The organism is Halomonas sp. DP1Y21-3, assembly GCF_019801245.1.
In the GTDB taxonomy this organism is placed as follows: Bacteria; Pseudomonadota; Gammaproteobacteria; order Pseudomonadales; family Halomonadaceae; genus Halomonas; species Halomonas litopenaei.
This window is the reverse complement of the sequence record NZ_JAHVJM010000005.1, coordinates 83,065-96,354: the sequence shown is the minus strand read 5'-3', so window position 1 is coordinate 96,354 and position 13,290 is coordinate 83,065. Positions and strand designations below refer to the sequence as shown.

9 protein-coding genes and 4 tRNA genes are annotated in these 13,290 nt (G+C 60.2%); 3 read left to right on the top strand and 10 right to left on the bottom strand.

All coding sequences use genetic code 11. From position 1 onward, the window contains the following. Nucleotides 1-74 precede the first annotated feature (74 nt). The 8 genes from lon to KUV74_RS15155 form a co-directional block, all read right to left on the bottom strand. Nucleotides 75-2,483 (bottom strand): endopeptidase La, encoded by a 2,409-nt coding sequence (lon, locus tag KUV74_RS15190; RefSeq protein ID WP_045993750.1) that lies wholly within the window; start codon nucleotides 2,481-2,483, stop codon nucleotides 75-77. Nucleotides 2,484-2,646: 163 nt separating this feature from the next. Beyond that, on the bottom strand, nucleotides 2,647-3,936 hold the full coding sequence (gene clpX / locus KUV74_RS15185; RefSeq protein WP_045993751.1) for an ATP-dependent Clp protease ATP-binding subunit ClpX: 1,290 nt from the start codon (nucleotides 3,934-3,936) through the stop codon (nucleotides 2,647-2,649). Nucleotides 3,937-4,011: 75 nt separating this feature from the next. Further along, complete coding sequence (clpP, locus tag KUV74_RS15180; RefSeq protein WP_045993752.1) at nucleotides 4,012-4,632, bottom strand: ATP-dependent Clp endopeptidase proteolytic subunit ClpP; 621 nt, start codon at nucleotides 4,630-4,632, stop codon at nucleotides 4,012-4,014. A 73-nt stretch (nucleotides 4,633-4,705) separates the two neighbouring features. After that, on the bottom strand, nucleotides 4,706-6,046 hold the full coding sequence (gene tig / locus KUV74_RS15175; RefSeq protein ID WP_045993753.1) for a trigger factor: 1,341 nt from the start codon (nucleotides 6,044-6,046) through the stop codon (nucleotides 4,706-4,708). Nucleotides 6,047-6,332: 286 nt separating this feature from the next. Continuing rightward, nucleotides 6,333-6,407, bottom strand: a tRNA-His gene (locus tag KUV74_RS15170). A 58-nt stretch (nucleotides 6,408-6,465) separates the two neighbouring features. Continuing rightward, nucleotides 6,466-6,540: transfer RNA gene (locus KUV74_RS15165), tRNA-His, on the bottom strand. Between the two features lie 67 nt (nucleotides 6,541-6,607). Further along, nucleotides 6,608-6,684: transfer RNA gene (locus KUV74_RS15160), tRNA-Arg, on the bottom strand. A 69-nt stretch (nucleotides 6,685-6,753) separates the two neighbouring features. Continuing rightward, nucleotides 6,754-6,830 (bottom strand) — tRNA-Pro (locus tag KUV74_RS15155). Between the two features lie 203 nt (nucleotides 6,831-7,033). On the opposite strand from KUV74_RS15155, the gene folD reads away from it, so the two are divergent. From folD to mtnN, 3 genes are all read left to right on the top strand, one after another. Next, nucleotides 7,034-7,912 carry a bifunctional methylenetetrahydrofolate dehydrogenase/methenyltetrahydrofolate cyclohydrolase FolD gene (folD, locus tag KUV74_RS15150; protein WP_045993754.1) on the top strand — a complete coding sequence of 293 codons (879 nt, stop codon included), beginning with the start codon at nucleotides 7,034-7,036 and terminating at the stop codon, nucleotides 7,910-7,912. Between the two features lie 83 nt (nucleotides 7,913-7,995). Then, nucleotides 7,996-8,463 (top strand): S-ribosylhomocysteine lyase, encoded by a 468-nt coding sequence (locus KUV74_RS15145; RefSeq protein ID WP_108133369.1) that lies wholly within the window; start codon nucleotides 7,996-7,998, stop codon nucleotides 8,461-8,463. Nucleotides 8,464-8,491: 28 nt separating this feature from the next. After that, a complete protein-coding gene (mtnN, locus tag KUV74_RS15140; protein WP_045993756.1) occupies nucleotides 8,492-9,229 on the top strand; it encodes a 5'-methylthioadenosine/S-adenosylhomocysteine nucleosidase in 738 nt (245 codons plus the stop codon). Nucleotides 9,230-9,305: 76 nt separating this feature from the next. Here the strand turns inward: mtnN and KUV74_RS15135 are convergent, their stop codons facing one another. Together KUV74_RS15135 and KUV74_RS15130 are read right to left on the bottom strand one after the other, a co-directional pair. Beyond that, the gene (locus KUV74_RS15135; protein ID WP_108133368.1) at nucleotides 9,306-10,313 is read right to left on the bottom strand and encodes a DUF5801 repeats-in-toxin domain-containing protein; all 1,008 of its coding nucleotides are present in this window, start codon (nucleotides 10,311-10,313) and stop codon (nucleotides 9,306-9,308) included. Nucleotides 10,314-10,614: 301 nt separating this feature from the next. After that, nucleotides 10,615-13,266, bottom strand: coding sequence for a type I secretion C-terminal target domain-containing protein (locus KUV74_RS15130; RefSeq protein ID WP_222516763.1), 2,652 nt, complete (start codon nucleotides 13,264-13,266; stop codon nucleotides 10,615-10,617). Nucleotides 13,267-13,290 lie beyond the last annotated feature (24 nt).

Genomic DNA, 13,290 nt, shown 5'->3' with positions numbered 1-13,290 from the left:
ACCTGTCAAGCAACCTTCCTTGCCAATCCGCATGAACTCGGCATTCTACACCCAAGATCATGGAAAAAACGTCACTAGTGTGTGCTGACCATTGAGTGTGTCGCAGACGACTCTGTCGACAGTGAATCGTCGGTTTTTTGATCCACCTTTTGTGACAGAGCGAGCTCGAGCACTTCATCAATCCAGCGAACCGGATGGATCGTCAGAGCATCCTTGATATTTTCAGGGACCTCCTTGAGATCGCGACGGTTCTCCTCGGGTATTAGCACCGTCTTTATACCACCGCGCCTGGCCGCCAGCAATTTCTCCTTGAGCCCACCGATCGGCATGACTTCGCCTCTCAGGTTGACTTCACCGGTCATCGCGACGTCGCAACGCACAGGACGGTTGCAGAATGCCGAGACCATGGCGGTCACCATGGCGATACCCGCGCTGGGGCCGTCCTTGGGGGTGGCTCCCTCCGGCACGTGGATATGCAGGTCTTCCTTCTCGAACCGCTCGGGATCGATCCCCAGGGCCTCGGCGCGGGCCCGCACCACCGTCTGGGCGGCACTCACCGACTCCTTCATGACGTCACCCAGTGAACCGGTCTTGTTGAGACGCCCCTTGCCAGGCGTCACCACCGACTCGATATTGAGCAACTCACCTCCCACCGAGGTCCAGGCGAGTCCGGTCACACGACCGACCTGGTCCTGCTGGTCGGCCAGACCGTAGCTGTAACGCCGCACGCCAGCGTAGGCTTCGATATCCTCGGCCGCCAGCGTCTGCGAGCCCAGGGCACCTTCCTTGCCTTCCTTCTCGAGCCGCTCACGCAACACCTTGCGACTGACCTTGGCGATCTGCCGCTCGAGCTCGCGAACGCCGGCTTCGCGGGTGTAGTAGCGAATCAGCTCCAGCAGCGCATCCTCACCAAAGCTCAGCTCATCTTCCTTGAAGCCATTGGCGGCCAGCTGCTTGGGCACCAGATAGCGCGTGGCGATGGCCAGCTTCTCATCCTCGGTGTACCCCGGGAGGCGTATCACCTCCATGCGGTCCAGCAGCGGCCCCGGAATATTCATCGAGTTGGCGGTACAGATGAACAGAGTTTCCGACAGATCGTAGTCCAGCTCCAGGTAGTGGTCACTGAAGGTGTTGTTCTGTTCGGGGTCCAGCACCTCAAGCAGCGCAGACGCAGGATCTCCACGATGATCCATGCCGACCTTGTCGACCTCGTCAAGCAGGAACAACGGGTTCTTCACCCCCGCCTTGGCCATGCGCTGGATCGGCTTTCCGGGCAGAGAGCCGATATAGGTACGACGATGCCCACGAATTTCCGATTCATCACGCACGCCGCCGAGGGCCAGACGCACGTACTTGCGATTGGTCGCCCGGGCGATGGACTTGCCCAGCGAGGTCTTGCCGACGCCGGGAGGCCCCACCAGACACAGCACCGGCCCCTTGAGCTTCTTGACCCGCTTGTGCACGGCCAGGTACTCGAGGATGCGTTCCTTGACCTCATCCAGTCCATAGTGGTCCTCGTCGAGCACCTTCTGGGCATTGATCAGATCGTGCTTGACCCGGGTACGTTTCTTCCACGGTACCGACACCAGCCAGTCGAGGTAAGAGCGCACCACCGTCGCCTCCGCCGAGGAAGGTGACATCATGCGCAACTTGCCGAGCTCCTGGTTGGCCTTGTCGGCGGCCTCCTTGGGCATCCCGGAGTCCTTGATGGCCTGCTCGTACTTGTCGGCCTCGTTTGGCGCGTTCTCGAGCTCGCCCATCTCCTTCTGGATGGCCTTCATCTGCTCGTTGAGGTAGTACTCGCGCTGGGACTTCTCCATCTGGTCCTTGACCCTGGAGCGAATGCGCTTCTCTACCTGCAGCAGGTCGATCTCGGCTTCGATCAGCGCCATCAGGTGCTCGATACGATCGCGGACGCGATCCATCTCGAGCAATTCCTGCTTGTCGCCGATCTTCAGCGACAGATGGGCGCAGATCGTATCCACCAGGCGGCTGGGATCCTCGATCCCGGACAGCGAATTCAGTACCTCGTTGGGCACCTTCTTCGACATCTTGACGTACTGCTCGAACTGGTTGAGCAGCACCCGCACCAACGACTCCTGCTCACGCTCGCTCAGGGGCTCGCTGGAACGCAGTATCACCTGGGCCGTGGAGTAACCCTCTTCGGCTACCGAGATCTCACCGATATCGGCGCGAGACTCGCCCTCGATCAGCACCTTGACGGTACCGTCCGGGAGTTTCAGCAGCTGCATGATCTCGGCTACCGTGCCGATGGCGAACAGATCTTCGTCATCGGGATCATCCTTGCTCGCCTCACGCTGGGCGACCAGCAAGACCCGCTTGTCATCCGCCATGGCGGCTTCCAGCGCTTGAATCGACTTCTCTCTGCCGACAAACAAGGGGATGACCATCTGCGGGTATACCACCACGTCACGCAGTGGCAAAAGGGGCAGACTCATAGTCTGTTCGGCGTTCTGCTGCATCGCAGACGTTCCTCAAACTTAGCGGGTGAAACCTAAGGGGATGGGGGCAGCCCCGAGGCATTGCAAGGGGAAACGCCTAGCCGAATCGCCATCGAAGGCTCCGGCAGACAAAGGGGCCGCGTCTGCGGCCCCTTTTGACGGCGTCGCGGGAAGCGCTGACGGACTAGCCGTCGGTGCCGTCCACGCGAGTGTCTTCCTCAGCGTCGCTGGCCTGGCTGTAGATCAGCAGGGGATCACTCTCCCCACCGATGACAGAGGCGTCGATAACCACCTTGCTGACGCCCTCGAGAGAGGGAATCTCGTACATGGTGTCGAGCAGCACCGACTCGAGAATCGAACGTAGGCCACGGGCGCCGGTCTTGCGCGCCATTGCCTTGTGGGCCACCGCGCGCAGGGCATCCTCGCGGAAGTCCAGCTCGACGCCTTCCATGTCGAACAACCGAGCGTACTGCTTGACCAGCGAGTTCTTCGGCTCGGTCAGGATCTGAATCAGCGCGTCTTCGGTCAGCTCGGTCAAGGTTGCGATGACCGGCAGACGTCCGACGAACTCGGGAATCAGGCCGAACTTGACCAGATCCTCGGGTTCCACGTCCAGCAGCAGATCGCCGACACCCTTGGTCTCATCCTTGCTCTTGACCTCGGCATTGAAGCCAATGCCACCGGTCTCGGCACGATCCCGGATAACCTTGTCGAGGCCGGCGAAGGCACCGCCGACGATAAACAGGATATTGCCGGTATCAACCTGCAGAAATTCCTGCTGCGGATGCTTGCGACCACCTTGCGGAGGCACCGAGGCCGTGGTGCCCTCGATCAGCTTCAACAGCGCCTGCTGCACGCCCTCGCCGGAAACGTCCCGGGTGATCGACGGATTGTCCGACTTGCGCGAGATCTTGTCGATCTCGTCGATGTAGACAATGCCACGCTCGGCCTTGTCCACGTCGTAGTCGCACTTCTGCAGCAGCTTCTGGATGATGTTCTCGACATCCTCGCCGACGTAGCCCGCTTCGGTCAGCGTGGTGGCATCGGCGATGGTGAAGGGAACATTGAGCAACCGCGCCAGGGTCTCCGCCAGCAGAGTCTTGCCGCTACCGGTGGGCCCGATCAGCAGGATGTTCGACTTGCCGAGCTCGACCTCATCCTTGCCACTGTGACGCAGACGCTTGTAGTGGTTGTACACGGCCACCGACAGCACCGTCTTGGCGCGGTCCTGACCGATCACGTAGTCGTCGAGGGTGTGTCGAATTTCGCGCGGAACGGGCAGACGCTCCTCGTCGCTCTCGGCATCGGCATCGAGAACTTCTTCGCGAATGATGTCGTTGCAGAGATCGACACACTCATCGCAGATATAAACGGACGGACCGGCGATCAGCTTGCGTACTTCGTTCTGGTTCTTGCCACAGAACGAACAATACAGAAGCTTGCCGTTGTCGTCCTTGCCTTTGCCGTCGGCCATTCGCGTACCTCTCTGGCAGCGGTGGCCCCAAGGGCCACCGGTAATCACGTAGTCATCGCGCGAGCTATCACGCTATCAGGATGCCGGGCGCTTATCCAGCACTGCGTCGATCAGGCCATACTCCGCGGCCTGGGCGCCGTTCATGAAGTTGTCGCGATCGGTATCCTTGGCGATGGTCTCGATATCCTGGCCGGTGTGGTGCGCCAGGATCTGGTTCAGTCGCTCGCGGATGCCCAAAATTTCACGGGTGTGAATCTCGATGTCCGAGGCCTGCCCCTGATAGCCACCCAGCGGCTGGTGGATCATCATCCGCGAGTTGGGCAGGCAATAGCGCTTGCCAGCGGCACCACCGGCCAGCAGCAGGGCTCCCATGCTCGCCGCCTGACCGATACAGACGGTCGAGACGTCAGGCTTGATGAACTGCATGGTGTCGTAGATGGACATCCCCGCCGTCACCGAACCGCCGGGCGAATTGATGTAAAGGTGGATGTCCTTGTCCGGGTTCTCGGACTCCAGGAACAACAGCTGGGCGACCAGCAGGTTGGCCATATAGTCTTCGACCGGCCCCACCAGGAAGATCACCCGCTCCTTCAACAGCCGGGAGTAGATGTCGTAGGCACGCTCGCCGCGGGCGCTCTGCTCGACCACCATGGGCACAAGGCCGCCGGCAGCGTTGATATCGAACTCGGTGTTCATGAGGAGATGTCCTTGTTTCCTTGCGTGACAAAACGACGAAGCCGGCCCGACGGGGCCGGCCAGGAGAGGCGCCTCAAGCGTCCTCGCCTTCCTCCGCCTCGTCGCCCGGCTGCTGCTGCGCGGCAGCCAGGGCCTGCTGGTAGGACATTTCCACGTCCTTCACATTGGCCTGATCGAGCAAAGCGTCGACGGCCTTTTCTTCCAGCAGTGCAGACTTGACCTGGGTCTTCATCTGCTCGTTGCCCATATAGTACTCGACGACCTGCTCGGGCTCCTGATACTGCTGTGCAAGCTCCTCGACCTTTGCCTTGATCTCGTCGTCGGAAGCATCCAGCTCGTTGACCTTGATCACCTCAGCCAGCAGCAGACCGACCTGCACGCGGCTCTTGGCCTGTTCGGTAAACAGCTCGTTGGGCAACTGGCTGACGTCGAAGTCCTCGCCCAGACCAAACTGCTGCGCCGCCTGACGCTTGAGGCCATCGACCTCCTGCTGGACCAGCGACTCGGGAACGGGGATCTCGTTGGCCTGCTTGAGGGCCTCGAGCACCTGCTGCTTGACGCGATTCTCGACCGCCTGGTCAGCCTCACGGCTCATGTTCTTCTTGACCTCGGCGCGGAACGCCTCGACGTCACCACCTTCGACACCGAATTTCTCGATGAATTCCGCATCGACTTCCGGCAGCGCCTGGCCCTTGACCGCGTTGACCTTGACCTTGAAGGTCGCTTCCTGGCCGGCCAGCTGCTCTGCCTGGTAGTCCTCGGGGAAGGTCACGCTGATGACCTTGTCCTCACCCGCCTTGGCACCTTCGAGCTGATCCTCGAAGCCGGGGATGAAGCTGCCGGAACCCAGCACCAGATCGTGGCTCTCGGCGCTGCCGCCTTCAAACGGCTCGTCACCCAGGAAGCCCTGGAAGTCGATATTGACCTGATCGCCCTGCTCTGCAGCACGCTCAACCTCTTCCCAGGCAGCGTTCTGCTTGCGCAGCGTCTCGATCATCTCGTCGACGTCGGCATCGGTCACTTCAACCACCGGACGCTCGACCTCGGCGCCTTCAATGGTCGCCAGCTCGAACTCAGGATAGACCTCGAGGGTGGCAGTGAACTCCAGGTCCTTGCCGGTCTCGTTGACGGTGGCTTCGATCTGCGGGTAGCCGGCCGGATTGAGCTTCTCATCGGTAATGGCGCGAACATAGCGCTCACGCATGACCTCGCCCACCACCTCGTTGCGCACATCAGCACCATAGCGCTGGCGGATGACCGACATCGGCACCTTGCCCTTGCGGAAACCGTCGAGACGAACGTTCTTGGCGGCATCCTTGAGACGGGCGGCGACGGCCTCGTCGATCTCGGCGGCCGGCACCTGGACGTTGATGCGGCGTTCGATCTGGGAGGTCGTATCGACGGAAACTTGCATGAATAATCCTCTACCGACTGGGGGCGTACTGAAAAATTGAAAACGTCAAAGGGGAGATTCTAAGAATCCCGCCGGGCACTGGCAAGCGCCAACGCCCACAACATGGGGCCTGGCATGTCTTTTACAAGGGGCTATCGGAAAATTCGTGGCCACCGAATGACGACACGACCGCCGCCGAGGGCGAAACACAGGCACGACAAAACGCCGGACAAGCAACTTTGCCTGCCAGCTTCAGATTCGACAACGACTTGTTCAAGAAAGAAACTCGGGGAAGGAATCAGGTTGATGGGGTGGATGATGGGGATCGAACCCACGACCACCGGAGCCACAATCCGGGGCTCTACCACTGAGCTACATCCACCACAACCTGTCAGCTACCGAACCCACGTTCGGGCTTGACCACACTTGCATCGCCTGAATGGGGTGGATGATGGGGATCGAACCCACGACCACCGGAGCCACAATCCGGGGCTCTACCACTGAGCTACATCCACCATATCAGGACAATACCGCTACAACCTTTGCCCGAGCCTGTCAAAAGCAGCTACCAGCAAACTTCACTGGCGCGCCCAGCAGGACTCGAACCTGCAACCTACGGCTTAGAAGGCCGTTGCTCTATCCGGTTGAGCTATAGGCGCATTCTACAGAACCGAACTCTTCACCACAACCCGCTTTTCGAGAAAAACTTCTTCTCCAACAAGCTGTTGTGGTCGGGGTGGAGGGATTCGAACCCCCGACATCCTGCTCCCAAAGCAGGCGCGCTACCAGACTGCGCTACACCCCGCCGGCCAGCCGCTCGGCCATGCAAACCGCCGAAGCAGTCTCTGCAAGCGCTGCGTATTCTACGGAACTTTCCCGCCAAGTCAACAGGCTACCGAGACATTCCTGTTGTCATTCGGGCTCAAGCTTTGCCTGGATGGCGGAGCGTGCGAAAATCCGTGGCCGCCAATTTCATCCAGCACACCCACTTCTGACCGAGGGAACCCCATGACCGCCCAGCTCATCGATGGCAAGTCCATTGCCGCCACAGTACGCCAGCAGGTCGCCCGTCAGGTACAGGCGCGGATCGATGCCGGAGAACGCATCCCGGGGCTTGCTGTGGTGCTGGTCGGTGAAGACCCCGCCTCCCACGTCTATGTACGCAACAAGCATCGCGCCTGCGAGCAGGCGGGTATTTCATCTGTTCAACACGCCCTGCCCGCTTCCACATCACAGGCAGAGCTCGAAGCCCTGGTCGACCAGCTCAACGCCGACGCATCCATCGATGGCATTCTGGTTCAACTTCCGCTGCCCGACCACCTGGACGCTCGCCCTATCCTCGAGCGCATCCTGCCAAGCAAGGACGTGGACGGCTTCCATCCCTACAACCTGGGACGGCTGGCCCAACGTCTGCCGCTGCTGCGCCCCTGCACCCCCAAGGGCGTGATGACGCTGCTGCATCACTCGGGTCTAGCGGTGCGAGGCCTCGACGCCACGGTGGTCGGTGCCTCCAATATCGTGGGACGGCCGATGGCACTGGAATTGATGCTGGCGGGCTGCACGACCACCGTCTGTCACCGCTTTACCCGTGACCTCGAGGCCCAGGTACGCAAGGCGGAACTGCTGGTGGTTGCGGTCGGAAAACCAGGACTGGTGAAAGGCGAATGGGTACGTGACGGCGCGATCGTCATCGATGTGGGCATCAATCGACAGGAAGATGGGCGCCTGGTGGGCGACGTCGACTTCGACGAGGCCGCCCGACGTGCAGGTCACATCACACCGGTCCCGGGTGGCGTTGGCCCGATGACGGTAGCCAGCCTGCTGGAAAACACCTTGATGGCCGCAGACATTCATGACGGCCAGCATCGCGAAACTCCCGACGGCTGAACCTGCACTTGCGACATCCATGCGTGATGGACTCAATTGACGTAGCATCGCGCCCATCCAACACAGGATCACGGAGACACTCCATGAGCGACAAGAAGATGAATGTCGAGAGCTTCAACCTCGACCACACCAAGGTTCGCGCCCCCTATGTGCGTCTGGCAGATATCAAGACCGGCGCCAACGGCGATCGCATCCACAAGTATGACTTGCGGATTTGCCAGCCCAACAAGGAGCACATGGAGATGCCTGCCCTGCACTCCCTGGAGCACCTGATGGCCGAGCTGTCGCGCAACCACTCGGACAAGGTTGTCGATATCAGCCCCATGGGCTGCCAGACCGGCTTTTATATCGCCATGATCAACCACGACGACTACGACGACGTGCTGGCACTGATCGAGGGTACGCTCAACGACGTGCTGTCAGCGACCGAAGTTCCTGCCTGCAACGAAATGCAGTGTGGCTGGGCCGCATCCCACAGCCTGGAAGGCGCCCAGGAGCTGGCAAAAGGCCTGCTGGCCAAGCGTGACGAGTGGCACCAGGTCTTCGCCTGAGCCGAAGCTCCACCTCAAGAGGAATCGCATGAAACGCATTGGCATCATCGGAGCCATGGCGCAGGAAGTCGCCCAACTGGCGGCCCAGCTGGAAGACGTCAGGACCCGCACCCACGTCGGCTCCACCTTCTACATCGGCCGCCTGCATGGGGTCGAGGTCGTACTGCTGCAATCCGGGATCGGCAAGGTCAACGCCGCCATCGGGGCGACGCTGCTGCTGGACAACTACCAGCCCGAGGCGATCATCAACACGGGTTCCGCAGGCGGGTTCGGCGAAGGACTGTCGATCGGCGACGTGGTGGTGTCCAGCGAGGTGCGCCACCACGATGTCGACGCGGTGGTATTCGGCTACGAACATGGCCAGGTGCCCAATATGCCGGCGGCCTATCTCCCGGATGAACGCCTGGTTCGGGTGGCACGGGACTGCGTCGAAGGCATGGCTGAGGTCAAGGTGGTCGAGGGCCTGATCGCGACCGGCGACGTCTTCATGGCGTGCCCCGATCTTGTCTCGCGCACCCGCAACCGCTTTCCCACCATGCTGGCGGCAGAAATGGAGGCGGCCGCGATTGCCCAGACCTGCCACCTCTACGGTTGCCCCTTCGTGGTGATTCGCGCCTTGTCCGATATCGCCGGGCAAGGTGACAACCACCTGTCCTTCGAGGAATTCCTCGAGCAGGCGGCGGATCACTCCAGCCGTATGGTGACGGCAATGGTGCAACGACTGGCGTCACCGCAACCTGCCGTTGACCGACAGCAGCCGGCCTGACAACCCTGTCTGGCCAGAAAGCACTGCCGTCATCCTGCCAGCACGCCCGGCTACAGCCGGGCGTGCTGCCACTCGCTCAACCGATATCCGGCTGTGAACTCTCCAGCAGCCTGACCAGAAAGTCGTCACTGCTTCCGTCCATGGACACCCCCGTTAGCGTCACCTGAACATCCGCATTGCTGCCGTCCTGCAAGAGCCCTCCATCGAGCTTCACGTGGACCACGGTGTCTTCGCCATCTGCGATGGCCAGGACCTTTTCACCACCTTCCAGATCACCGATGTCTTCGAGCAACTCTCTTAGATCCAGCATATTGCCCAAGACATCGACCGCAGTGGCATAGGAGCTGTCAGCGCTGGACGCAGGCTCTCCCAGACTCCAGGCCAGCTCATCCTCTTCCGCCAATAGCGGTAGCGCGGCTGCTCGGCTTGACCCTTCCATCGCGGCAATGAATCCCTCCGGATCGATGCCGGTGATGGTTGGCGTATCGTCATTGATCACCACCTCAAGCGTCCCGCGCACTGTCGAGCCGTCCTTGTCGGTAATGGCGTAGCCCAACTCGAGCGACAGATCGCTTTCCTGAGCGCCCTCCGGGTGGTCGACATCCTTGCTCAGGTAGACCACCACATCACCGGTCTCGGCATCCACCAGATTAATGGTCAGGACCCGCTCGCCATCAGCATCATTGCCCATCACGGTGTAGCCGTCTGAACTCACCACAAACTCGACTGGAGAGTCTCGGCTGGTCAACTCAGGCAGCCCGTCGAGGTCCCAGCGGAAAGCACCCTGCACGGCAGCACCATCAGCCCCAGAGTCGAACCCGAGGTTGGCGCTCGCGCTGTCGTTACAGCCGGTGTTCACCACCTCGGTTCCCGGGGCGTCGCCGGGACCGCCGGCGATACCTTTGGGCAGGCTGTGCTCGTCGAGCAGGCCCTTTCCCCCATCTATTCGAGCCACTCCCGTCGGCCCTGTTACCAGAACACTCCCCTCTTCAAGGCGATCTCCCGCCAAGGCCACCTTCAGATTTCCTTCGGCGTCTTTTATCCAGACGCCTCCTGAAGCGGCGACGATTACGGCATCTTCCATGACACTTTACCTGTTCCTAATGTGATTTCATCCATACAACACTAAAAATGACAGGCAAGGGAGCACACGCACCGTACTAAAGAACAATCCTCGCACAAACGAAGGAAGAAATAGCGAAGCTGCAAAGCAAAACATGACAAGGCGTCAGCAGCTGGATGATGTCTCCTTTCCCGGCATCGCTAAGACCACCACAGTCATCACTGGCTGCTTCTGAAGGAAAGTCCTGCTGTTGATACTCGAATGTGAACTGACGCATACAAAAAGGGCCTGGCATCGCCAGGCCCTTTTGCAAAACGCATCGTCACTCGACGATCAATTGTCCATCATCAAGCATCTGCTGCAGCACCTGTTCACCACTTCCGGCCACACCGAGGCCGCCCAGTTCGATGGTCAGGTCAGCGTTGTTCCCGGACGCGTCAATCCCGCCATCGGTCTTGATCTTCAGGAGAATATCCTCGCCTTCGTCGACAGCCACCAGATAGCTGGACAGGTCCGACGCAGCGCCATCGATCAACAGACCGCTCAGATCGAGCTTGTCAGCTTGATCGGTGGTTCCGAGAGTGAAGTCCTCGATACGATCAACAGAAGGGACCTCGGCGTCTGCGGCATCCCATACAAATTGATCACTATCCAGGCCTCCCCACAGAACATCGTCTCCTTTACCGCCCACCAGAACATCCTGCCCTGCGCCGCCTATCAGGACATCATCGCCCTGTTCACCATATAGCTCATCGATACCACCGTCCTGGCGCTCCAGGTTCATCAGTGAATCTACGTTGGCCAGAACATACGCCTTGACCTCATCAGTCGTTGGCGCGGTGCCATTGCCAAAATCGGGAGACCACTTCAGAAACTCATAGAGGCCTTCATAACCTAGACCATTGTGCTCTCCCGATGAAAACTCCTCCCCGGAATCGCCGTTAACCCATTCGAGATCATCGGAGTTGACCGTGTCTCCGAATACAAGATCATCCCCCGCCCCGGCAAATACCTGGTCACTCCCCAAGGGTTCTAGATCCGAGGTACTTGACCCCGTATCAAGAGCAAGATTCAGATCTTCCTCGGTGTTGACCACGTTGATCTCACCGGCGGATCCGGTATAGGTATTGCCGTCTTCCAACGCAGTCTCGACGTCACTCGCCAGGATGTCGGTATTGTCAAAATGGCGGATGTAATCAACCAGACTATCTTCCCCTATGCCGATCCCGTGGACCGAATCGGCCACTTCGAGCAGTGCTTCGAAGGACGCCACCGATTCCTCCACCGCCGCAAGAGAACCGGGCTCCAGCGGATCCGGGATCACCAGCTTGCCATCCTCGTCCAGCCAGATTGTCGGTAGCCCGTCGGTGACAAAGACCGCCGTTGACTCGAAGCTGTTGATATCCGACATGCGGGTGAAGAAGTCCGTACTGGCAACGAAGCCTGCATCGAAATTGGTGGATCCCTTGGCTTCCATACCGAGGATATAGGCCCTGGCCGCAGCCAGGTCAGCACTACTGAAGTCTTCGAACACGACAGGATTTCGTGCTACGCCGTCGAAATCGATCAGTTGAAGATTCAAGGTACCTTCGAAGTCTGCCAGGGTCTCGAGCTGTCGCAGCATTGCTGCCTTCAGCAGCTCGAGGCGGGTATAGTTGCCCGATCCATCCGGCCTGGGCGTATCGACTTCTGCATTCATGCTGACCGACGAGTCGAGAATAAAGGAGAGGTTATAGTTGCCTGCTGGGTCGATGATGATCGTTGCCCCACCCTTGTCCGCGATGACGACATCGTCGCCCCCACCTGTGGTGATTGTATTGTTGGCATTGTTGCTCACCACGAGCTCACCCGGGCCTGACAGGATCAAGGAAAGCTCACCGGACGCCTTGTCACCGTCGCCATCGGCAGCCTCGAGGGGCAGCGGCACCGATGCGTCTCCTGGCGCAGCCCCACGGACGATGTCGACGCTGCCAAGCCCAAAGGGTTCACCGTTCCCGCCTTCGATGATGATGGCCTGGATGCCCTCGGCGCTGTTGATGACAAACGACCAGCCATCCTGCAAGCCTTCAACCTTGAGATCCCCATCGATGACATCGATCTGAACCTCCGACGTCACATCCACGCCCCGTTGATCGAGAATGCGCAGGTCCCCGGCCGACAGCGGCAGAGGCTCATCTTCCCCCTGCTGTGACGAGTAGGCCCGGGCACTGAGCAGCAGGGTGGCTCGCGCGTTGTCAGCGCCAGCCATCGAGATACTCTGGCGAAACTCGCCGACGCGCACATGTGAGTCCCAGGACACCACACCGCCGGTTTCCTCGGCCCCCGCGACCATATCGACACGCAGCTGGTCTCCTTCATCAATCTGTCCCGCCCCGACGATGAGTGATCCGTCGGCAATCGCAACGCCGGCCACCGCGGAGAACACCAGCTGCGAATCAAGACCGCCCTCGGAGACATCCAGCACACCCTGGGTCGCGCTCTGCGAAATGGCGGTCGCCACGATGTCACCATCAAGCCGAGTGAAAACAGACAGCTCACCTTCCCCGACAACAAGACGGGCCTGATTGCTTGATTCATCCAGCACCACGCTGAAGCCTACCTGTCCGGTGGCTGTCACCGCCTCCAGCTCGACCCCATTGTCGGCCAGCCTCCAGGACAGTGGTCCGCCATCCAACATGATGGTGTTGCCATTGACGTCTTCCACCGGCGCCCCATCCAGCGCACCGTCGAAGCGGATCGGGGCCCCTTGCCCATCCGCACCATACCCGCCCGGAAGTGCCAGTTTTCCAGTGCTGCCATTTTCAAGCAGTAAAGCTTCCGAGACGATGCCCTCCGGCGCATCATCATCGATGCGAATGTCGAGCTGGCCGGATGCCTCGCTACCGTCAACATCGGCGACGGTGTAACCGACCGACATGGCCAGATCGTCCTCGGTGGAATTTTCCGGATGGTCGAGCGGACGCAGCAGGCTCACCTCGAAGGCACCGCTGGCAAGGTC